A 23407-nucleotide genomic window follows, 5' to 3' on the forward strand; every position below is an offset into this window, starting at 1 on the left:
TCCTACTATTCTATCTTTATATTCAAAATAAAGCTAAGTTTCTTATCGCCTCTTTGCTCCTTGGCATCAGGCATATAGAAATTGCTCTTCATTTGTATCGGTATCAGAGTATTCGGAGTTGTATCTATCTCATAGTATGTTATATTTGATACCAAATCCAAGGTTTCTTTCTCTCCGTTTGCATCCACCTCGATACTTTCGTTTCCGGTAAGTTCTCCCGGATACATTATTTCAAAATGAATCTGTCCGTGCTCTCCCGACATTACATTAAACTTAGCCTCTTCATCGGTCCAACCGTCATCATAATGTCCATAGATATTTTCAACTTTTATATTCCTTAAAAAATCAGTAACATTGACATATTCATTGTTCTTTTTATCTTCAGTCAGCACTATCATATCTTCATTAACCACTCCTATATCTCTGTAGTTGTCAATAAATGTCACTATATCCTCTCTTATATCAGGCTCATAGGCTCTGAAGAATTCAAGTGCATCAAAATCACTTAGTTTAAAATCGTTTTTTATAATATAAATCCTTTTATTGCTTAAGTCCTTATCATATTTGTAGTAAGTCTCATTTGCCAGTGAATTGGCCCTGTTTTGCCCCTCAAAGAGATATATTTTATTATAGTAGCCTCTATAATACATATCACCTATAAGCATACAAAATCCCCAGACCATCACAAGTATTGCGGACACAAATGAAACATGAAATATTCTGCTGAGTGAAGTCCCTATAGTTTTATTCTTTGACTTTCTTACAGTTATCTTTTTATCCACACCGTAGATATATGCTGTAAGCAGGAGCAAAAATAAAAAAGGTGCATACAGCCATCTCATCTCCACTCTTATGGTTACGGCGGATGACACTATACTTCCTATAATAAATCCGAGAAACAGTAAGATGTTTTTTATCCAGTCAAATTCAATTTTTTTACTTCTCATCAAAATGGAATATACGGACTTGCAAATAAACATAATAAATGCAAATATTCCGATAATTATCAGAATTTTGACTGCAATATTTACATCCTTGAAGTCAATTCCGTTCAGATGTGTAGGTCCTGTATTTATTCCGCAAAGATATAATATCTCAGTTTTTACAGATGCAAAAAAACTTGACAGTTTGAATGTTTCACTTACCTTTGAGTTACCCGTACCCTCAGGTATAAACGACTTCAAAGCCGCAAATCTTATATAATTTGCCGCAATAAAAGTGATTATTGCTACCGATGCATTTATTATTCTGTATCCCTTTTTCACAATTACTGCAAAGATAAGCATCGGAAAGAGTACTACAAATCTCTCATGTGTAAAACAGTCCAAAAAATAAAATATACAGGCATAATAAAAGTATCTGTTTGCCTGTCCGTTGATATATTTGTAAAGGCATACACAAAGTGCAAATGCAAATATCATCGCCATGGCTTCCATAAGTCCGAGATACTGCCCTATATCATAGTATGAAAATCTTGAGACCAAAAACATGGCGGCAAATAAAAACGCCATCGTCTTTGAACGCGCAAGTCCCTTTGCAAAAAAATAAATTGCAATTGCTATACCTGCACCTATAAGTATATTTATAGGCACAATAAAATCAAGATTGTTCCTTATAATCCCTTGATATATCCAAGTAACTGCCCAGTATACCGGCCTGAACTTTCTCATCTCATGCGGAAATACATATCTGAAAAATCCCGTTCCTCTTCTGGTAGACCACATAAGCAGGTCGTCCATATATAAGCCTTTTATACTGATTCCGGTATTTATAATAAATGCAATACCTATAAGAAGCAATGAAAGCAATATATCCTTCAGATATTCGTATTTTTCTTCAACTTTTACCAGTACCATATCTCCCCCTAAAAATATGCATTATACGAAGTTTGATAGAGTTTCTTTATGACAACTGCCACGGGCCTTGGCAACAGTCTGTCAAACATAATACTTTCTTCTTTTTGCCTTGAGTGATCAAGTATACTCTTTTTTGTGGTCGCACCGTCATGTACTCTATAGCAAATCCCCGGATTTTCACAAAGTACAAACCTGCCCTCCAATTTTGCAAGCTTAAGAAGGCACTCCCAATCCAGCGCAAACTGAAAACTTGATAAAAACAAATCTTTCGGACAGAGTCTCTTATCATAGGCGCAGCTCGGTGCTATTATAGGATTGCCGAAGGTTATAGCAAGTCTTTTTACAAACTCTATATTGTTTAGAGCATTGAAAGTAAGCGGCAGTCTGAGAATTCTCTTCACGAACTCCACTTTTCCGAACTTCATCCTTCCGTTTTTTATAGTAATGGACGATGTGGTAAAAAGAGTCATATCGGGATATTTCTTTTTATACTTTAATAAATCCCTTGTATAGTGTTTAAGATAAATATCATCCTGATGCGCTATCGTTACCAGCTCAGTGGTAGCTATATTGTAGGCAAACTGCCAGTCATTGCTTATATTTGAAATATTATCGGCTTTTTTAATATTGTTGACAAATACATCAATTCCGTATTTGTTTGCAATACTGTAAATATATTCATTAGGTGTAGAGGTTGCAATCTTTATATCAGACTTTACTTCCTGAGCTTTCAAAGATTTTATACAGTCCTCCAAATATTTTGATTCCTTATATGCACAAATAACAAATGTATGTTTCATAACGGCTCCGTCTTTGCTACTTTATTTTGCTTATATACAATGTCTCACATTATACCACGAAAAGCTTATTATTGCATTACCCGCAGTATATGAAAAAATCTATGGAAAGGAACGCCTTCCCATAGATTATAGATATTATCTTCTGTTTTCCTGTGCCGTCCACTTAAAGTTCGGAACTTTTTCCTGCCACTTGCTTATACCTAAGACGCTCTTTGCGAAGTCTGTATTGTCAAGTGTGTACTTTGCCTTGTCAATGTACTTGAATACATTCCAAATTTTTCTCTTTGAAACAGCCTTAATCTCATCACCAACATTCATATTGCAGGTCCAAAGTCCGAATGAAAGCCCCGCCCTTACTTCAAGCGGTGCATCCACCTGACGGCTGAGTATATATGCTTCGATATACGGGTTTGAATCTACAAGGTAATATGAGTACGCAAATGCCGCAGCCTGCTCATTTTCTATATTGCCTCTTGTAGGATTGGTGGCTGTAAATCCCTCCTCCGTAAGCATTATATGTCTTACCACACCGTTTTTCTTGAGTGCATCCTGTGCAAAGTAGTCTGTAAGCTTATTAAGGTTTGCAAAGTTGATTACAGGAGAATCAAAGCTGTCCTTGATAAGTCCTGTCTTCTCTGCATCATCCCAGAACTCAGGCTCCGTCATAGGTGCCGGATACGGGTGATATGCAAGACCCCAGTCTATATCTCCGTGCTCCAATACCAAAGAGTTGAAGTTATCAACTACCTGCTTGCCGCCGTACTTGTTCTTGTTGTTGATCTCATTGTTCCAGTTGTAATCAAGTGAGTAAAATACTCTGTCTGTTGACGAGTTTGACTTGATTGCATTGTAGAAAATTCTGAATGCCTTCTCGTATCTTCTTGTATAGCTTCTTACATCCATATCTCCGACATAGTTCCACTGCTGGTTGTTGATCTCATTTCCGATAATCCAGTTGGATACCTTACCGTACTTAGGAGTCTTTCCGTTGTACCTTTCCGCAAGGAATGACGCTATAGCCTCTGTAGTCTCGGCTCCCTCTTTTGAGGATGCATTGAACATATAGTAGAATATACTGTCTCTTCTCGGCATATTAGGATACATAAGCTCAGGATGTGCTTCATTATAGCCGTTTAGAATAATGGCCGTAACGGTCATATCCTTTCCTGAGAATGCACTGATAGTCTTGTCATAGTCCTCAACTACAGCCTTGTTGAAATGATATGTCTTACCGTTGTAATTGTAGTCGATACCGTTACCGAGGATCTGATTGAAGGCAATATTGGTGGATGCGTGCTTTACTCCAAGGTCAAAAGCATCGTCAAGCATCTTTAACTCAATCTGCAATCCTTTCTTTGAGGCCTGTGTCTTATAAGCGGCAGTATTTGAAGCAACCGCCTCAGGATTTGTGATATACTTTTGTGAACTTACAGGAACATACTTGCTTCCGTCATATACCGCCACCACATAGCTGTTATAAAGTCTGCTGTTCTCACTTCCCTTATTCAACTGATATGATTTTGTTACACTTCCCGCACTTAATTTTTCAAGATAGTCGGTTCTGTTTCCGATACCGTCCTCATACGGCTGTAACTCAAAAAGATAAAAGTTACCGTCGGTACCTGACATATCACCTGAGTTGTTCATAGTAATGTCAACCGTAGTCTTATTTGAACCTATTGTAACAGAATCGATACTTGATGTTGCACCAAGCGCATATGCCTTACCGTGTATGCCAAGTCCCAGCATAGTCACAACCGCAAATGCGGATGCAAGCTTTATTAAATTTCTTCTCTTCATTTCGCCTCCTTATAAGAACTATTATAGCGTATTTCACAAATTGTTTTGTTAATTTTTTTTTACAGTTTTGTTATTTACTAAGTAAGGCGTCAGAGTCTTATACATACTGTAGCAAATATCTGTAAAAGAGAAAGTCCGTTCACAAAAATAAACAGGAATATCAAAGTTCTCTTCATCTCACTCTTTACAGAAAGCTTGTTGTTTTGAAGTACCGAAAGTATAGGAAGCATCACCGGTATAAAGTATCTGCCGCTGACTCCCTCTATAAACTGTGAACTTATCGGAGTCCACGCAATAAGCATTGATAAAAGTATAAGGAATATTATAAAGCCTACACTTACAGTAACAAGAATTTTATCCTTTAAAAGCAGCAACTTTTCCTTGCCCTCTCCGAATACGGAAAGTATTAAAGCTGCATTTAATACCAAAAAACCTATATAAGGTATTCCGACCACAGTATCCGCATGACCCAAATAAGTTCCCATCATGGTACCGTGATAGTATTCAAGCTGCAAAATAATTGTATTATAAAACAACTTTATCGCCTTGGCTTTGTTGTGAATCAAATACCCTATTGTATAGCTTTGCTCACCCGCCCACTCAAGACTGTCGGTATTGCTTGTGGAATATCCTACCACCGTCGCCCTGTTTACCAGATACATTGCAATTACAAATGACAGAAGTACAGTCACCGCACTTGCAAGGAAAAATGTTATATTTTCTTTTTTTATCTTTCCGTTTACCTTGCCTCTTACACTGAATTTTTGCATAGGTATTGCAAAAAGTATAAGCAGTATAGGAAAATATACCATCTTACAGGGTAAAATAAGTCCTGAAAACAATGTCACAACTATTAAATCCTTTATATTAAAGGAATCCTTTTCATATGCAAGGTAAAATACATATGAAACAAAGAAAATCAAACTTGCAATCATAATCGCATCATATGAATATGACGCAGCAAGTTCGATTGTAGTCGGAAACAAACCTATAAGGAATATAAACTCTTTAAACTTCGGCAAAAGCTTTATTGCAAAAGATGTAAGCAAAACAAAGACCGCCAGGTTTGCGAGTCTGCCGAAAATCACAAGATATACACTTCCAAGCCCCAATATCCTTGCTATACTTATGCCGAGTGCTGCAAAAAAATATACACTCGGTATGGTATTTACAGGTGAATGTAGCGACTGCGCTTTGTCATAAGTCTTTCCGTTAAAACTAATCCCGCTATTGCGACTGCGAAGATTCCCCTCTTCATAAAAAACCTTATAAGATGCTTCTTCCAGCTTGCTTGAAACAATTTTGCCATGACTCCCTCCTTCCGGTATCAAAACGCCCTCTTTTACACTTTTATTTGCATCAAATTTATATTCATTCTCAGTATCTTCAAGCCACAAATCTCCGGCTCTTATTATCACATGCCCGTCTGTAACAGTGGCTCTCTCACCAAGCATTATATTTGATATTTTATATGCCGAGATAAAATGTGCAATCTCATCCGGAGCCGACATTGCCGGAAATACGTACATATATGCAAGTCCGAATAATGTCAGTACTATCGGATATATCTTTACAATACTTAATTTTGTCAACTTCAGATATATAAGTGAGGCCAAAACTATAACAAAAACAGCTGTAGCCAAAACAAAATATCCCTTTTTTAAGAATATATCATTTGTATGTGAGATTCCCATTTTTACATAAGTGTAGCTGATATATGCAATTATAATAAATCCTATGATATATCCCAAAAAATATATTATTTTTTTCATATTCTCTCCAAATAACACTTGTACTTTTTACAAATAGATATTACACTGTAATCACCACAATTGTAAAGGAGGTTATTATGGCAAGTTTCAAAAAGTTATTATTTTTAGCATCTCTTGCAGGTGCCGCAGCAGCAGGTGTGTCATATGTACTGAAGTATAAAGGATATCAAAAGGAATTGGAGGGTGAGTTCAAAGATTTTGATGATGAACTTGATGAAAATACAGACAATAACCCTTCCGACAGAAAATATACCGAACTGAAATCATCTACAGATGAATTCGTTACTGCCGCTAAGGATACCGCAAACAGTGCCAAGGGAATGGCAAGCGCCGCCAAGGAAGTACTTAAAGGAGTTGCAAATATTGTAAGTGACAATGTGGCCGCTGCAACCGATGTTGCTAAGGACAGTGCAAAACCTATATTTGATAAAGCAAAAGATAAGCTTGATAAGGCAACAAAAAAGTCTGAGGATGATGATTCTGAAGTGGAAGTTGACTTTTATGAAATGAATCCTGACGAGGACAAAAAAGACCTTGCACAAAAAATAGACGATGTCCTTGATGATGGAAAAAAGAACTGAACTTAAAAAGAGGCCTAAGGCCTCTTTTTTATCTGTCTTTAAATGCAGTATATTCGTGTAAATCACCCACATACTTTGTAGCAGGTCTCATTATTCTTCCGTCATAAAGCTTGTTCTCCACATTATGTGCAACCCAACCTATATTTCTTGCCACTACAAAGAGCGGTGTATATAAGTCTTCAGGTATTCCAAGCATATTGTAGGCAAATCCTGAATAAAGGTCTACATTTGAAGAAATTGTAGTTCCCTTTCTTTCAAATACCACCTTCTTTACAGTCTTTTCAAACACCTCGTAGAAGTGATATTCGTCAAGTCTGTCCTTATCCTTTGCCACGACCTCACAGTACTCTCTTAAAAGCTCGGCTCTAGGGTCTGTAATTGTATAAACCGCATGTCCGAATCCGTATATAAGTCCGCTACAGTCATAGAAATCTTTATCAAGCAATCTGTTTACAACATTTCTTATCTTCTTTTCATCTGTGGTTATGCCTATTTCATCCTTCACGGCCTTCATCATCTGCACCACGGATATATTTGCGCCGCCGTGCTTAGGTCCTTTCAGTGAACCTATAGATGCGGCTATTGTAGAGTATATATCCGTACCTGTGGATGAAACCACTACATTTGTAAATGTTGAGTTGTTACCGCCGCCGTGGTCCGCATGAAGTACAAGTATTGTGTCCAGCAGTGCCGCTTCGTTCTTTGAGAATTTTTGGTCAACTCTTAACATCTGTAAGATATTCTCAGCCATTGACAGTTTCTCATCAGGATAATGTATTATAAGACTGTCATTGTTGAAATAATGTCTCTTTGCCTGATATGCATAGCACATTATTACAGGTAGAAATGCCGATATTCTGAGTCCTTTTAATAAAGTGGAAAATACATCCACATTGTCAGGCTCATCATCGTAGTTGTAAAGTGTAAGTACCGCATTTTGAAGTACATTCATCAAATTCTTTCCCGGATTTCTAAGAAGTACACTCTCAAAAAAGCCGTTAGGCAAAGCGTACATACTTCTAAATACCTTTGAAAAATTATCAAGCTCCACCTTATTCGGCAAGAAACCGAACAGCAGTAAGAACATTACTTCTTCATAGCCTCTGACAGATTTTGCACTTCCGTTTACAAGGTCGTTAAGACTGTAGCCTCTGTAGTAGAGCTTACCGTCCACATTTGTCTTCACGCCGTCCACTATATCATAGCCCACTACATCGGAAACCTTTGTAAGTCCTACCCTTACTCCTGTGCCGTCTTCGTTTCTAAGTCCCTTTTTTACATTGAACTCACTGAAGAGCACATTTTTTATCTCATTATAATTTTGACTCTTACCGAACTCCTGTGCCAAAAAACTGTCAATACAATTATCTCTCATTTATAACTTTCCTCTAATCTTTAAATACTCAAGTATCAATTCCACGCCTTGATCAAGTGTAATCTTTGATGTGTTCAGCGGCAGATCATAATGTGTCATATCGTCCCACTCTTCACCTGTGTAGTACTTATAGTACTCTTTTCTGATCCTGTTGTTTCTTTGTACTCGTCTAAGAGCTTCCTTGGCGTCCACTCCGTCTACATCCATTACTCTGTCCACTTTTGTAGAGAGGTCCGCATACACAAAGAGTGAAATAAAATCCTCATCTCCTGCGGAGCTAAGTACAAAGTCGGAGCATCTTCCGATAAGTATACAGGCTTCATTTGCAGCCAACTCTCTTATCACTTCACTTTCAAATCTGAAAAGATTGTCAGGTGAAACAATATCGTCACCTATTGACGGCTTATTATTTGCATTCTTTATTCCGCCTATGATTCTTTGTAAAATATGGTTACCCGGTCTCTCATCATTCATTCTGAAATACTGCTCTCCTACAGCCGAATGTTCGGATGCACGCCTTATTATTTCATCGTCATAATAAGGTATGCCAAGTCTCTCTGAAAGCTTCTGTCCTATTATCCTTCCGCCGCTACCATATTCTCTGTTTATGGTGATAATAAGTTTCTTATCCATAGTCCCCTCCGTTTTTATCTAGTTTGCCAACATCATTCTGTCATTTGCAAACTCTCCGCCGCTTGCCTCTTCAAACTTTCTTAAAAGATCATCGACTTTAAGTTTCTTTTTCTCTTCTCCGCTTACATCATATATCACTCTTCCGGAGTGCATCATAATGAGCCTGTTTCCGATATTCAGCGCATCCTTCATATTGTGAGTAACCATCATTGCGGTAAGATTTTGCTCTGCAACTACCTGCTCTGTAAGGTCAAGTACTCTCTTTGCAGTCTTCGGGTCAAGTGCCGCCGTATGCTCGTCAAGAAGCAAAAGCTTAGGCTTTTTGAGTGTTGCCATCAAAAGTGTAAGCGCCTGTCTTTGACCTCCCGACAGCAGTCCCACCTTTGAAGTCATTCTGGTCTGAAGTCCGAGGTCAAGTTTTGAAAGTATCTCTTTGTACTTTTCCTTCTCCGATTTTTTGATACCCCAAGCCAGTCCCCTTGACTCACCTCTTCTGAAAGCAAGTGCAAGGTTCTCATCTATTTGCATACCTGCACTGGTTCCCATCATAGGATCCTGAAATACTCTTCCTATATACTTTGCTCTCTTGTACTCAGGCATCCTTGATATGTCTACTCCGTCTATTATGATCCTGCCTCCGTCTATAGGATACACGCCTGCAATCATATTCAACATTGTAGATTTACCTGCACCGTTTCCACCGATGATTGTTACAAAGTCGCCGGGATTCAGATGCAGTGACAGTTTGTTTAAAGCTTTCTTTTCGTTTATTGTACCTTTGTTGAAGGTCTTGCTTACATTTAAAATCTCTAACATCTTACTCTCCCTTTGGTGAATATGCTCTGTTTAATCTTATTTTAGCACTAATTACCGGTACTGCCAATGCCAATGCCACTATTATAGCTGAGAGCATCTTCATATCGTTTGCGTCCATACCCAGCTGCAATACAATACCTCTTATTACAAAATATACTATTGACCCGACTACAGCAGATGTAAGTTTCATCCAGAATGAAATCACTTTTCCAAGTATTACCTCACCTATAACTATTGCCGCAAGTCCTATTACTATGGCACCTGTACCTGCGTTTATATCCGCATACTTTTGGCTCTGTACGATAAGTCCGCCTGAAAGTCCTATAAGTCCGTTACTGATTACAAGTGCAAGCAATTTTGTATGAGCTGTATTTACACCTAGTGCCCTAATCATCGCCTCATTATTTCCTGTAGCTCTGAGTGCAGAACCCAGCTCCGTACCGAAAAACCAATATAAAATAAGTATTATAAGTACTATTATTATTCCGCCCAAAATAACACCTGCTATTGAATTGCTGATTCCCGTAGCATCTGTAAGCCATGAAAATATGGTCTTTGTCTTTAAAAGCGGCACATTACTCTTTCCCATAACTCGTAGGTTAATTGACCACAAAGAAATCTGTGTCAAAATACCTGCAAGTATAGCAGGAATCTCAAATATCGTATGCAATGCTCCTGTGATAAATCCGGCTATCATACCTGCAATTGTAGCAAATATAAGCGCCGCCAAAGGATTCATATGGAAATTAACAATCATAACCGCACATACACAACCTCCGAAAGCAAAACTTCCGTCAGCCGTCAAATCCGGAATATCCAGTAATTTATAAGTAATATATACTCCAAGAACCATTACACCCCAAAGTATACCCTGTGATACGGCTCCCAACAGTGCTGTAAACATTTTTACCTCCACAAATTATATTTAATAACAACAAAACCGGCATACACCGGTCTTGAAAAATTCTTATTCCATTGAAATATTTGATGTATCTATTCCAAGTTCCTTTGCAACCTCATCGTTTATAACAAGTTTACATTTGTCCTTAGGTAAATATGCAATCGGAATATCTGCCGGAGACTTTCCGTTTAGAATCTCTACAGCCTGCTCTCCTGCAAGCTTGCCGACCTCAAAATAATCTATACCGTATGTTGCAAGAGCACCGTTTTCTACATGAGCCGCTTCAGCTCCGATAATAGGAATCTTATGTTCTGTAGTTGCAACCATTGCTACGGTTGTCATACCTGCCGCAATAACATTGTCTGTAGGTACATAGATGGCATCTACCTTGCCTACCATAGACTCAACAACACTTTGTATCTCATTTGAACTTGAAACGGTGTACTCCACACCGTTAAGCCCCTTAGCCTTCATGGCGTCCATAGCAAGTCCCGCCTGAAGCTTTGAATTAGCTTCCGCAGTACAGTAAAGAATACCTACATTCTTTGCTTCAGGTAAAATCTTTGTAAGAAGCTCAATCTGATCCGCTACCGGTGTAAGGTCCGAACTTCCGGTAACATTGCCGCCAGGCTTCTCGTTACTGTCTACAAGTCCTGAATCTGCAGGGTCTGTAACTGCAGTTATAACCACAGGAATATCTGATGTGGCACCTGCTACGGCCTGTGCCGCCGGTGTTGCAATAGCAAGGATCAAATCCTTTTTATCGTTTACAAGTTTGTTTGCGATAGTCTGTGCCGCGGACTGCTCACCTCCGGCATTCTCCTGCTCAATATCCACATTCATTCCCGCCTCTTTAAGTGCGGCAACAAAGCCTTCATTTGCCTTATCAAGTGCAGGATGCTGTACATACTGCAAAATCCCTATCTTCTTTGCATTCGCATCCGCCTGTGATGAAACATCGGATTTTGCGTCTGCGCTTGCAGTACTGTCTGAAGTATCCGCCTTAGAGCCGCATGCCATAAGGCTTGCTCCAAGTAACATAGCTACAGCTATTTTAAATATATTCTTTTTCATATACTGTCCTTCCATTTACAATAAAACTCTGCAATGGATTATACTATAACAAAATTTTCGCGTCAATACCTTAAGGCTTTAAACCTTAAAAGTTTAAAGTGATAAAGTAATAATAATATAACTCAAAATTTAGGCTAAATTACTGATTTTAACTTAAAAACTTTTTTACATTCTCAATATTCTTTAAACCCTCTTCATAGCCTTCATTATATAGGCTCTCAAGCTTGGCAACACTCTTTTCAAGTCTTTGTACAATGACCTTCTTTGGCGGTCTTATTATAAGAAGCTTACCCTCATTTGCAAGAGCTTCCATCTCTTCCTGCATTGCATTATACCTTTCAGGCACAGTCATAAGCTTATCTACAAGTCTTGGAAGCGGCTTAAAATATCTCTTATATATACTCTCATTTACCTTGTTTACAGGCTTTTTTCTGTATCCTTCTTCTCTTGTAAGTACAACCACAGCCTTTGGATATCCGAGGTCAAAGGCTCTTTTGTATGCAATGGATGTGGACACTCCGCCGTCCAGATACTTTCTTCCCTCAACATCAATCATTTTCGACATCACAGGTATGGATGCCGACGCTTCTACACCTGCCACAATATCACTGCATTTATCTCTGTCAAAATATGTACTTTCACCGGTTATTACATCTGTGGCTACAGCCTCATACTTTTGTGATTTGTCATTAAAGGCTTCCCAATCAAAAGGATCATATTTATTTGAAATATCGCCAAATAAAAAATCAAAATTGAATATCTGTCTTGATGTAAACATATTTTTGAAACTTATATACCTCTTATCATGCAGATACTTAAGATTTATCCTCTTTGACCTGCCTCTCTGTTTTGAAACATAGTTCATTCCGTTCATAGAGCCTGCTGAAACTCCGTTCACATATTCAATATACAAATCATTGTCCAAAAATGCGTCCAAAACTCCGGCAGTAAAAAGCCCTCTTAAAGAGCCGCCTTCCAAACACAATGCTCCCTTTAATATATCCATCATTCCACCTCCGTTTTAATATTTTAGCACCTTGATTGTAATTACTCAATCTGTTACAATCTACATTATCGTAAAAATGAGAGGTATTTTATGGCAGAAAAATTAGCGAAATCACTTATCGGGATGATGGGTGGACTTTTATCACTCAGCTTCGGCAAGCAGCTGATAGTATTTATTATATCCATGTTGCCTATATTGGAGCTTAGAGGAGGACTTATAGCCGCATCACTGCTTAAGCTTCCGCCGCTTGAGAGCTATATTATCGCAATAGTGGGCAATGTTATTCCGGTTCCTTTTATACTCCTTTTAATCAATAAAATTTTAAGGGCAATGGAAAAATCAAGATTCAAACTTTTTAGAGGATTCCATTCATTCCTGCATAAAAAGATAATGAAGAATAAGGACTCTATAGAAAAATACGGTTTTTGGGGACTTGTAATCTTTGTAGGTATACCGCTTCCGGGTACAGGTGCCTGGACAGGTGCAATAATTGCGGCATTTCTTGAGATGGACAGAAAAAAAGCTTTCCTCGGTATACTGCTTGGCATGCTGATGGCAAGTATTATAATGATGATTATATCCTTCGGACTTATTTCAAAGGTGGCATAAAAATATCGCAACGGCTTTCGTTGCGACTTTTTATATAGGTCCTTTATTTAATACCAAAACAGCAGTATAATGACCGACATCATAAGCAGCATAGTGTTCATAACTATATTTCCTCTATATCATTGAAAAAACAACTCTTTTTGCCGTCACCGCATATAGGTGCCACAGAATAGACTTTTACCAAAAGCGCATCCTTTTCTCCGTTCAAAAACAGTTCTCTGACATATTGATAGTTGCCGTACTTTTTACCCTTTACTATTGACCTGTTGTGTATATCTGAAAAGTAAGTGAACAGACCTGTAGATAAAGTCTTATTCCATGCATCTTCATTCATATATGTATATAATAAAACGGAATTGTCTACAAAATCCTGAACGATAACAGGGAGTAAACCTTCATTATTTAGCTTTAAGTCTTTCCACTCAAAATTTGTTTTTCCGCTGTAAATTCTGGCATCAATATGTTTCATAAATCTCTCCTTTACCTGTCCAAAAGATATAAACTCAGACTTTCAAGATAATGCACGATAATATCGCCTTTTTTCGGTATCTCATACTCCAAGTTCAGCTCTTCAAATTTAAAACTCTTTTTACCGCCTGCATACATCCTGTCCATAAATACTCTCAAATCACTTAGCGGCACATACATAATCTTATCAAGTGACTTAAAAAATATAATCAAAAAGGCTATACCGCCCTGCTTTTCAAACTCACACATAAATTTAAACTGATGCTCATGTACATTTGCCAAAGAAAAGCTTGCAGTCGCACACTCCTTGGCATCAAAACATACAGGTAACCCCTGTACCGCCCCGATATAGTCCACGGTTGACTTCTTATCAAAGTATGCCAATGTGATATGCCTTGTACTCTTGTCAATATCAATCGGTGTGATAGGAGTCGGTATCTTTTGAATCAGTGCAAGCCCCGCTTCTCTGTACTTTTCATTTGAATAGTTTATATACTCTTCAAGTGCGGAGCCTCTAAGACCTCTTGTCTTCCAAGTTCCCATCTCCTATCACCTTTCTGAAATCACCGTTATACTCGGCCACAAAGCACTTTCCCTTTAGAGCTTTGAAAGTCTTTGTATCCGATATGTCCTCATTTTCGTATACAAGTTTATATGAATGCAGCATTTGCCATTTTATTCCGTATTTTTTCTTATAGGCTTCATTTACAGACCTGTTGCCGTACTTGAAATCTCCTATTATCGGATGTGATATACTTGCCAGATGTGCCCTTATCTGATGTGTCTTTCCTGTAATCAGCTTTACCGACAGTAAAGTGGCATCGTCAAAATATCCTATAGGCTCGTACTCCGTCTGTATATAATCCGCTTTTTCAAACTCGTTATTTTTTATAATCACCTTATTGGTCTTTTCATCCTTATAAAGCCAACCGGATATAGCACTTTTTTTACTTACTTTCCCCTTTACAAAAGCCACGTAGAACTTTTTTACCGCCTTTGTCTTTATAAGCTCATTATTTACTCTAAGACCTTCCAGAGTTTTACCGCATACCAAAAGTCCTGAAGTATTTCTGTCAAGCCTGTTGCAAATAGAAGGCTTAAAAGTATTCAAAGCTGTCTCATCAAAATGAAGGTACTCTAAAAGCAAATCATTTACAGATACATCATTTGCCTGTGCCTTTTGTGACAACAATCCGGCCGGCTTATTTATAATTACAGTATTTTCATCTTCATATACTATATATGACTTGAATGTAGCCGCCTTATTGTCCTTATCTGTATTTTCAGCCTTGACTGTCTGTGAAATATTTTTCTTTCCTGTAAGTTTTTCAAAGCTTTCATCTGAAAACCAAAGTTTGATACTTGACCCAAGCATCAGTCTCTCCTTGCCGTCAGCCTTCTTATCATCCAGTGTAATATTTTTCTTTCTGAGCATCTTAAAGATAAAGCCAGCATTTGCATTTACAAATATCTTTTCCAACACTCTGTCAAGCCTCTGACCGCTTTCATTCTTTCCTACAATTATCTCAACCATTATACCGACAGGCTTTTTAAGATTGCCCTAATCTCATTTAATTTATTGTCAACATTCTCGTCGGTCTGCGAGACTTTTATAAACTTTTTTAATTCATTTATACTTTCACAGACCTTTACATTCACACTTATTCCCCCAAGTTTCATTCTCTCTTTTATAAAGTCTTCGGTTTTTCTTTTGTCCGCCTTATTTGAAAGAACACAAAATATCCTCTCTCCGTCAATATATATGATATCAAGAGGCATAACCTGTTCCTTCATAGTAAGGATAATGTCAAATAAAAAATGCTTATCCTCCAAATACGGTTTTACAAGGTCGTACTCACATGACCTGTACTTAAACACTACCAAAAAAGGCGATAAAAGATTTGCCATAGGCAGTACCATAAGTATAGACGACACCAACAGTATCCTTGACATATTTTCTTTAGTATGTTTTGAAGCTATAAAAAGTATCAAAATAACGATAATAAAGAATCCTATCATTATCCCGTTTTTTATCTTGAAGTACTTTCTATATCCGTACTCACCTTTTTTCTTTATCATATCAATTCACTGTAGTCTACTATATAGTAGTCTGACAACTCCTTTTTCTTTTGTCTGACTTCCTTGGTAAAATCATCTTCGATTGCACAGACTTTCATGCCTGCCGACTTGCCTGCCATTATACCTGCCACAACATCTTCAAATACAAGGCAGTTTTTCGGCTCCACATTAAGAAGCTTTGCAGTGGTAAGGTACACATCAGGTGCCGGCTTACCTCTTTTTACTTCATCAGAAGTTGTGATAACCTCAAAGAAATCTTTCATATTTAAGGATTCCAAGACCGCATCCACCATTGACCTGTTATTACTTGTCGCAATCCCCATCCTGATGCCTTTTGACCTTAAATGCTCCAAAAACTTTTTGCAACCGGGTTTTTCCTTGACCTCATACTTATACTTATCATATGCCATATCCTCCCAGTCCTTACATATCTTTTCAATACTGTCCGATATACCGAACTTATTCTTAAAGTATACGGCAGTCTCATGAAAGCTGATACCGTCTATCTCATTTTTTAAATTGTCGTCATATTCAATACCGAATCTGCCAAGATACTCCCTGTCTATGTCCGGCCACATCCACATAGAGTCCACCAGCGTTCCGTCCAGATCGAATATGCACGCTTTAATGTTCTTTATCATAATTTACCTAATCCGTTATTTCATCTACCAACTCGGGATGTTCGTTACCGTACTCCGTAATAACATTATTTACCTTAGTAATTACTTCACTTCCCAAGCTTTTATATAACTTTCTGTCACCAATTATATAAAATTCTTTTTTAGCTCTTGTAGCGGCAACATTCATCATATTTGCCTCATTTACAGCCCAAGTTGCCGCTCCTTTACTGTTTGTATCCGCACCAAGTACCATAAAAACAATAGGTGCTTCCTTACCTTGGAATGTATGTATAGTTCCTATATTTGTTACCTTACCTTTTTCTTTTCTTGTAAAACCTATTTCATTAAGTTTTATTCCAAGCTTATAAGCAACATTTTTAAAAGGTGAAATTATATAAACAGTATCACTTTCATTTTTATCGATTATTTTAGGGTCTTTCTCAATCATTGATTTTATCTTTTTTAAAAGGAAATCCCCCTGCTCATCGACATACTTATTTACAGCCTTGCCGGCTATATCATACCACCCTGTTTTGCCATAGCCTTCCTTGCCCTGTACCATAAGATTATTATATGAGATTGCATTTGAAATGGTAAACATCGGATACCGGCATCTCCTATGAACCCACAGCGGAATACCTATCCATGAACTCTCATCCATATCTTTACTTGTATAAAAGCCGTATCTGCTTACCGCATCCACCAAAGTTTGTACAGAAGCCGACTCTGATAAATATAACTCACTTACATTATATATTTTTGAAAGTAGTGCAAGTATTCCTTCATCCAATGTAAGCACCGGCTTTATCTGGAACGGATCACCTACAACCATGATATTTTTACTTCTAAATACGGCACCTACCGCCGCTTGTGGAAGTGCCTGCCCCGCCTCATCTACAAAAGTATGCCCCAATACATTTTCATCAATGTTTTTTAACATTCTTGAGAAACTGGCAAAGGTTGAACTGATAACCGGAATACACAGATTCATCCAATTCCATGCAATATTTATTAACTTCTTATTTTTTTCTACATAATTGTTCTGATATTTCCATATATTTACAGCGGCATTGATATTTTTTCTGTTCTCATACAAAAACTCTTTTCGTACTTGCAATGCCGACACAAACAGCTTTGACTGTTCAATCCTATAGTTTTTATCAAACCATGGATTTGACATCTGTAAGCTGTCATAATCTTTCTCAAAATCAAGTACTCTGTCAAAAACTCCCTTATCCGATTCAAAAGCTTCTATTATACTGTTATACTTTGCTTTTTGTTTTTCACTTTGTTGCTTTAAAGATTCATACTTTACAATATCTTCATCCAATCTATGCTTATAGGCGTCGATATCTCTCTTAAGACGGTTAGATCTGTTTTGAAGTTCAATTTCAGTCTTTCTTAGTATCTCATCTTCATCTATAAGCTTTTGTAATCTGTTTAATAAATCATTTACTTCATTTTCAACAGTCTTATTCTTATTGCTGTTAAACAGCCTGTCCAAAAATCCGCCCTTTTGACCTCTTTTCAGTTCAACCGACATCTTTTGGTTTGCAATACTGTTTGCCAAATCCGCCCTCTGAGCCCTTATACTGCCAAGTTTACCTGTGACTTCATCCATATCCGCTCTGTTTTTTTCAACAGCTTTTTCATACTCAAGCTTTTCAGATTCTATTTTGGCTCTTTCGGCTTCTTCTTTTTCAGATGTATTATCATCAATATTTTGCTTTGCATTCTTATATTCTGCATACTTCTTTTGCAAATTCCTTGCGTCACTTCGCAAATCGGACACATAATCATACTGCTTTTTAAATTTATCATAAATCTCGCTGTCAGACTTATATTCTTCATTCAGATATTTGACAATGCATCCTATTTTATTCAATATATTTGTCATGTTTTCAGCCTTACCGCCTTCAAGAGAGAAAGTGCCCCAAAACCTTTCTTCTTTCATATCAGTATTGGCTATATCTTTGAAATAATCAGCTTTTTCAAGTTCAGGCAATATATTATCATCAATTCCCTCTTTTAAAGGTAACTCATTGACAATATTTTGAACGGCACCGTTATTGGAACTTGCAACCACAATATTATTTTCTGCAATTTTATCTGTGAGTTCTCCTATTGAAGCCTTACCGTAATATAAAGTGTATTCATTTCCTTTTATATACTTTGATTTTAGTAAACATATATCATGTGCCTGTTTAACAACCAACTCCGCAAATATATCTTTTAAAAGTGTAGTCTTTCCTGTTCCCGGAGGACCGTTTACACTTCTCATATTGCTTTTGTCATATCCTATTGTCAAGTTTACGGCTACCTGTTGCATAAATGAAAGTGCAAACTCTGTTTTACTTGGGAATCTTCCAAGCGGATAATTTTGCGGCTCCAATATCTTTTCAAACACAGATTGATTATAGTTTGGAGAGTCTTTTTTACCGTCCAAATTTATCCTGTCGTTTATATTTCCACCTGTCAAATATCTTTTAAGGTTTGTATTATTGATTTCCTTTGACTTATTGAGGTCGTCAATAAAGAAAGAGTGCAAATTTGTTGCTTCCGTTTCAATATTACTTAGTATCTGTACACGACAATTCTCTATATCAATATTATACTCACTTAACAAAGCATTTAAGGCGTTATCAAATTTCTCCGGATCATCCTCACTGCCTTCAAATCTTTTGATTGTCTTTTCCTTGAACTTCTCTTCAAATTCCTGAAAATCAGACTTACTGGGTACATCATGCAGATATCTCATGTATCCGCTACAGGTAAAAAAGATATTATCACTTATAAAATTTATATTTTTATCAAAATACAATGCGATACTGAATTTATTACCATAATTTATATCACTCTGTGTTTTTGCCACTCCGTATTTCTCTCTGAGAAATTCTACCACCTCGGCAAATTTAAAGATATCCAAATACAGTACAAGACCTGAATTTTTATATTTCTTCTTGTCTGAACTTTCCATCAGGTTTTGAAAATACTTTTTATATTTTTTATCAGTCAAATCATTCAATAACAGAATATCTCTATCCTTTAAGTTGATTTCTCCCTCTGATAAATGTTCCACCATAATCCAAGTATCTAAAATGCTGTTTGTATTATCCATTATCCCTCTACGCCTTATCATACCAACTTCTCCATCTCTTCCTTACTTAGTTTCCTGCTCTCACCCTTTTTTAGGTGCAAATCATCAAGATTCAGCCCTCCGAATGCAACTCTTTTTAAATATGTCACCTCACCGCCAAGAGCTTTTATCATTCTCTTGACCTGATGGAACTTCCCCTCATGTATAGTTAACATTACCTCTCTGTCCGAGAGAATTTCAAGCTTTGCAGGTTTTGAAACCTCACCCTCGCCTATATCAAGTCCTTTAGCTGTACATTCTATAGCGTCATCTTCTAAAATACCGTCAAATTTTGCATAATATACCTTATCCACATGAGATGCAGGCGATACCAGCCTGTGATTTAGAGCTCCGTCATTTGTCAAAATCAAAAGCCCCTCCGTATCAAGGTCAAGTCTGCCTACAGGCACAATGTTTTTTCTGTCCGAATCGATAAGCTCCATAACAGTTTTGTGTACATTGTCCTTGGTGGCACAGACATATCCGGTAGGCTTATAAAGTACATAGGTCTCAAACTCTTCCACAACCACCTGCCTGCCTTCAAAATAGAGCTTATCTCTTTCACTGTCTATCTTTTCATCAGCTTTTTTTATAACTTTGTCATTTATTTTTATCTTGCCTGTTTTGGCGTATTTTTTGATTTCACTGCGACTGCCGAAGCCAAGCTCAGACATAATCTTATCCACTCTGACAACCATTACATCCACCTCCAGCCCTGATAATACTTATTTTTACAGCTTCTTTTGTTCTGTTTTACAAACCCAAGTGAAAATCCGTCCACACATACAAGTCTGATTCCGTTGTACTCATCATCAGCCTCTATAGTCTCACCCTTTAAATACTTTACCACTCTTTCATCATCTGCAGGCAAATCAAGCGGATTTTCCCACTCATCGAATTTTATATTCATAGCTAAAGCCTGAAAAGGTTCAAATCTGTTTTTCTTTATCTCACCCAAAAGCAGACCTGTTCTTATATAGTGAAGACTCTTGTCAATCAGTGCATCTTTCGGCAGATAGTAAGCGTAATCTTTGTTGATAAAAATCCTATCATAATCCCAATCACGCTTTATCTTCTTTAAAAAATCCACAAGCTCCTCAGGTAACTTCGCCGGCTTCTTTCTTTTATTCTTTTCCTTTTTATTGTCTTTACTTACAATTTCAGTTTCACTGCCGCTCTTTTTAAGCCTTGCTACAAAATGCCCCTCACCTTTAAGTTTATGCGGAAAAAGCCTTACAGTCCCGGGCAGCAGCTTAGACTCTTCAAATCCGAACTCAGGTGTAATCTTTTCTATGGCAAAGTCACTGTGATTTTCAAGGAAATTTATAAGACTTCCCTCATCCTCGACACTTGAATATGTACAAGTAGAGTATACCAAGGTGCCTCCCGGCTTTAACATCTTGGCGGCTTCATTCAATATACTCACCTGAATTCCTGTAAAAAACTCGGGCCCTCTTCCAAGATATGCCTTAAACACCGCACTGTCTCTTCTAAACATTCCCTCTCCCGAACAAGGAGCATCTACAATTATCTTATCAAAATACTCTATATATACCTTTGAAAGATTCTTAGGGTCCTCATTGGTGATAAGTACATTGTCAATACCGCTCACTTCTATATTCTTTTGTAAAGCCTTTACTCTGGAAGCCGAAAAATCATTGGTTACCAGTAATCCCTCACCTTGCAAATATGAAGCCGCCTGTGTTGACTTTCCTCCCGGTGCCGCACAAAGATCAAGCACCCTATCACCCGGCTTTATACCTGCCACGCTTGCAGGCGTCATGGCTGAAGGCTCCTGTATATAATAAAGCCCTGCAAAGTAATACGGATTTTTTGATATGCTCTTTATCTTATCATCGTATTTTATTGAAGGAGTCGTAAGCACTCCTTTTTCTTCTTCAAAATAAAATCCTTCTTTTACCCATGGTACACTATTAAAATCTCTGTCAAGAAGTTCCTTTAATCTGTCGGGGTCAAGCTTTAAAAGATTGGTTCTTATGCCTACATACGGCTTTTCATAAAGCGAATCTATATAAGCCTCATATTCGTCTCCTAAAAGATTTTTCATCGCATCTTTATAGGCTTTCGGCAAATCTTTTTCCTGTATCATATATACCTCTATCTTAATTACGCAAAAAATGGGCTGCTTGGCAGCCCAATCATTGTTCCTGTGAATTCGGATCTACAGGAACAATACTGGTTGCAAGCTCCTGTCTATTCTTTCCGATCTCTTCCGTATAATACTGCAGTGAATTCATATACTGACTGAATTTGTTTTGGCCATCCACCAATGTTCCTGAGATAATCTCCTGAATACTCTGTAAAAGTTCATCCGCATATCTTACAGATGATTTTCTAAGTTCATCGGCTTCCGCATTGGCCTCATAAATTATCTTATCGGCATCCATCCTTGCATATGCTATTATCCTGTCGGACTCCGCATACGCTGCCTGCATAATCTGATTCTCATTGACAAGCTGAGACTTCAGCTTGTTGGCCTCCAGCATAATAGCCTCCGACTCCTTCCTTGCACTTAAGATTATCGCATCGGCCTTTCTCTTTGCGTCATCCTTTATGGAATTACTTTTCAAATTTGCATCAAGCATTTCCTTTTCAGCCTTGTCCTTTGCATCCAGCAATATACTTTCCTTGTTGCTGATAACTTTCTGTGACTGTGTAACTTCCTCAGGTATTTCCTGTCTCAGTTCATTCAACAGTGCAACGAACTCTTCCTTGTTTACCTTTATTATCGAGTTTGACAGTGCAACAGTTTTACATCTGTTTACAAACTCCTCTATCTCTGTTATTACCTGTTCGATTCTACTCATTACTTCTCCTCAGACCTTTTTCCCTCAGTCTTTCCATAATTCTTTTTCTTATATCTTCTCTTACGAAATGACTGATATCTCCATCGTAAACCGCTATCTCCTTAACGATGCTTGAACTTAAATATGAATACTTCAAGTTTGTGCTCAAGAAAACAGTCTCTAAGTTCGGTGCAATTATTTTATTAGTCTGAGCCAATTGCAATTCATATTCAAAATCGGTTATTACTCTAAGTCCCCTGACCAAAATATTACAGTTCTGCTCATGAGCAAAATCCACCAATAAACCGTCAAATTCCAAAACCTCTATATTTGGCAGATGCCCTACCACACCTTTTATCATATCCACCCTCTCGGACGGTGTAAAAAGCGGATCTTTTGCCGAGTTGATAAGTACTCCGACGATTACCTTGTCAAACATCTTAGCAGCTCTCTCAATTATATCAATATGTCCATTGGTAATAGGATCGAAACTTCCCGGATAAATAGCTTTAGACATAGTCACCCTCGCTTATGTATAAAAATATGTTTATTAGACTTATACTCTTTGACTTTAACTATATCCCAATCCTTTTCCAAATGGGCTGTATCAGTCTTAAAATCTTCTTCAATTATAATCAATGTATGCTCATCAATCAATGTGGAATTTAATAAAATATCCAAGCATTTATCTTCAAATTCCTTTTTATATGGAGGATCCAAAAAAATAATATCAAATCTTTCTTTAAGATTTTTTATCTTATCAATGTTACTTTCAAAGCTTCCTTTCATTACAACGGCTCTGTCCGAAAGCTTTGTATGTGCAAGATTGTAATTAATACATTCGACGGCCTCTCTGTCAATATCGCAAAAGTAAGCCTTCTTTGCTCCTCTGCTTAAAGCTTCAATGCCTATACCTCCACTTCCCGCAAACATATCAAGGAAAGTGGCATCATATAAGTCATTTGCAATCATATTAAAAAGAGTCTCTTTTATCTTATCCGTAGTCGGCCTTGTCAGATTGCCCTTCGGAGTCTTTAATATCAAACTCCTTGCAGTTCCTGAAATAACTCTCAT

Annotated in this window: 23 protein-coding genes; 2 read left to right on the forward strand and 21 right to left on the reverse strand. The window is 37.5% G+C overall.

Annotated elements, in window-relative coordinates; translation table 11 throughout:
* Positions 1-5: 5 nt before the first annotated feature.
* From ACO6FI_RS09680 to ACO6FI_RS09695, 4 genes are all read right to left on the reverse strand, one after another.
* Positions 6-1856 carry a beta-carotene 15,15'-monooxygenase gene (locus ACO6FI_RS09680; RefSeq protein WP_485457152.1) on the reverse strand — a complete coding sequence of 617 codons (1851 nt, stop codon included), beginning with the start codon at positions 1854-1856 and terminating at the stop codon, positions 6-8.
* Positions 1857-1864: 8 nt separating this feature from the next.
* Positions 1865-2656: a glycosyltransferase gene (locus ACO6FI_RS09685; RefSeq protein ID WP_485457153.1), complete on the reverse strand. Its 792-nt coding sequence runs from the start codon at positions 2654-2656 to the stop codon at positions 1865-1867.
* A 135-nt stretch (positions 2657-2791) separates the two neighbouring features.
* The gene (locus tag ACO6FI_RS09690) at positions 2792-4456 is read right to left on the reverse strand and encodes a DUF5722 domain-containing protein (RefSeq protein WP_485457154.1); all 1665 of its coding nucleotides are present in this window, start codon (positions 4454-4456) and stop codon (positions 2792-2794) included.
* An 89-nt stretch (positions 4457-4545) separates the two neighbouring features.
* On the reverse strand, positions 4546-6228 hold the full coding sequence (locus ACO6FI_RS09695; protein ID WP_485457155.1) for a DUF2142 domain-containing protein: 1683 nt from the start codon (positions 6226-6228) through the stop codon (positions 4546-4548).
* A gap of 77 nt (positions 6229-6305) precedes the next feature.
* On the opposite strand from ACO6FI_RS09695, the gene ACO6FI_RS09700 reads away from it, so the two are divergent.
* On the forward strand, positions 6306-6809 hold the full coding sequence (locus ACO6FI_RS09700) for a hypothetical protein (protein WP_485457156.1): 504 nt from the start codon (positions 6306-6308) through the stop codon (positions 6807-6809).
* Positions 6810-6837: 28 nt separating this feature from the next.
* Here ACO6FI_RS09700 and ACO6FI_RS09705 read toward each other — a convergent pair whose 3' ends face one another.
* The 6 genes from ACO6FI_RS09705 to ACO6FI_RS09730 form a co-directional block, all read right to left on the reverse strand.
* Complete coding sequence (locus ACO6FI_RS09705) at positions 6838-8184, reverse strand: citrate synthase (RefSeq protein WP_485457157.1); 1347 nt, start codon at positions 8182-8184, stop codon at positions 6838-6840.
* Positions 8185-8817 carry a cytidylate kinase-like family protein gene (locus ACO6FI_RS09710; protein WP_485457158.1) on the reverse strand — a complete coding sequence of 211 codons (633 nt, stop codon included), beginning with the start codon at positions 8815-8817 and terminating at the stop codon, positions 8185-8187.
* An 18-nt stretch (positions 8818-8835) separates the two neighbouring features.
* Positions 8836-9633, reverse strand: a complete 798-nt coding sequence (locus tag ACO6FI_RS09715; RefSeq protein WP_448946321.1) for an ABC transporter ATP-binding protein — start codon at positions 9631-9633, stop codon at positions 8836-8838.
* A 1-nt stretch (position 9634) separates the two neighbouring features.
* Positions 9635-10537 carry an ABC transporter permease gene (locus ACO6FI_RS09720; protein ID WP_448946322.1) on the reverse strand — a complete coding sequence of 301 codons (903 nt, stop codon included), beginning with the start codon at positions 10535-10537 and terminating at the stop codon, positions 9635-9637.
* Between the two features lie 63 nt (positions 10538-10600).
* Positions 10601-11608, reverse strand: a complete 1008-nt coding sequence (locus tag ACO6FI_RS09725; RefSeq protein ID WP_485457159.1) for an ABC transporter substrate-binding protein — start codon at positions 11606-11608, stop codon at positions 10601-10603.
* A 148-nt stretch (positions 11609-11756) separates the two neighbouring features.
* Positions 11757-12614 (reverse strand): patatin-like phospholipase family protein, encoded by an 858-nt coding sequence (locus ACO6FI_RS09730; protein ID WP_485457181.1) that lies wholly within the window; start codon positions 12612-12614, stop codon positions 11757-11759.
* Between the two features lie 90 nt (positions 12615-12704).
* On the opposite strand from ACO6FI_RS09730, the gene ACO6FI_RS09735 reads away from it, so the two are divergent.
* The gene (locus ACO6FI_RS09735) at positions 12705-13223 is read left to right on the forward strand and encodes a COG2426 family protein (protein WP_485457160.1); all 519 of its coding nucleotides are present in this window, start codon (positions 12705-12707) and stop codon (positions 13221-13223) included.
* Between the two features lie 103 nt (positions 13224-13326).
* Here ACO6FI_RS09735 and ACO6FI_RS09740 read toward each other — a convergent pair whose 3' ends face one another.
* The 11 genes from ACO6FI_RS09740 to rsmD are packed head-to-tail and all read right to left on the reverse strand — an operon-like array spanning position 13327 to position 23407.
* Positions 13327-13692 (reverse strand): phosphoribosyl-AMP cyclohydrolase, encoded by a 366-nt coding sequence (locus ACO6FI_RS09740; RefSeq protein ID WP_485457161.1) that lies wholly within the window; start codon positions 13690-13692, stop codon positions 13327-13329.
* A gap of 11 nt (positions 13693-13703) precedes the next feature.
* Positions 13704-14234, reverse strand: coding sequence for a Holliday junction resolvase RecU (locus tag ACO6FI_RS09745; RefSeq protein ID WP_485457162.1), 531 nt, complete (start codon positions 14232-14234; stop codon positions 13704-13706).
* Positions 14206-15225 (reverse strand): RluA family pseudouridine synthase, encoded by a 1020-nt coding sequence (locus tag ACO6FI_RS09750; protein ID WP_485457163.1) that lies wholly within the window; start codon positions 15223-15225, stop codon positions 14206-14208. The genes ACO6FI_RS09745 and ACO6FI_RS09750 overlap by 29 nt, the downstream gene beginning before the upstream one ends.
* Positions 15225-15770, reverse strand: coding sequence for a hypothetical protein (locus tag ACO6FI_RS09755; RefSeq protein ID WP_485457164.1), 546 nt, complete (start codon positions 15768-15770; stop codon positions 15225-15227). Before ACO6FI_RS09755 ends, ACO6FI_RS09750 begins: the two co-directional genes overlap by 1 nt.
* Positions 15767-16411: an HAD family hydrolase gene (locus tag ACO6FI_RS09760; RefSeq protein WP_485457165.1), complete on the reverse strand. Its 645-nt coding sequence runs from the start codon at positions 16409-16411 to the stop codon at positions 15767-15769. The genes ACO6FI_RS09755 and ACO6FI_RS09760 overlap by 4 nt, the downstream gene beginning before the upstream one ends.
* A 7-nt stretch (positions 16412-16418) precedes the next feature.
* Positions 16419-19529 (reverse strand): DEAD/DEAH box helicase, encoded by a 3111-nt coding sequence (locus ACO6FI_RS09765; RefSeq protein WP_485457166.1) that lies wholly within the window; start codon positions 19527-19529, stop codon positions 16419-16421.
* Entirely contained in the window at positions 19526-20224 is a 699-nt protein-coding gene (locus ACO6FI_RS09770; RefSeq protein ID WP_485457167.1) for a pseudouridine synthase, read from the reverse strand. The genes ACO6FI_RS09765 and ACO6FI_RS09770 overlap by 4 nt, the downstream gene beginning before the upstream one ends.
* The gene (locus tag ACO6FI_RS09775) at positions 20224-21636 is read right to left on the reverse strand and encodes an RsmB/NOP family class I SAM-dependent RNA methyltransferase (protein ID WP_485457168.1); all 1413 of its coding nucleotides are present in this window, start codon (positions 21634-21636) and stop codon (positions 20224-20226) included. The genes ACO6FI_RS09770 and ACO6FI_RS09775 overlap by 1 nt, the downstream gene beginning before the upstream one ends.
* A gap of 49 nt (positions 21637-21685) precedes the next feature.
* Positions 21686-22354 (reverse strand): hypothetical protein, encoded by a 669-nt coding sequence (locus ACO6FI_RS09780; RefSeq protein ID WP_485457169.1) that lies wholly within the window; start codon positions 22352-22354, stop codon positions 21686-21688.
* A complete protein-coding gene (gene coaD, locus ACO6FI_RS09785) occupies positions 22347-22850 on the reverse strand; it encodes a pantetheine-phosphate adenylyltransferase (protein ID WP_485457170.1) in 504 nt (167 codons plus the stop codon). The genes ACO6FI_RS09780 and coaD overlap by 8 nt, the downstream gene beginning before the upstream one ends.
* Before the next feature lie 2 nt (positions 22851-22852).
* Positions 22853-23407: a 16S rRNA (guanine(966)-N(2))-methyltransferase RsmD gene (gene rsmD / locus ACO6FI_RS09790; protein ID WP_485457171.1), complete on the reverse strand. Its 555-nt coding sequence runs from the start codon at positions 23405-23407 to the stop codon at positions 22853-22855.

It is taken from the genome of Lachnoanaerobaculum sp. (assembly GCF_057250505.1).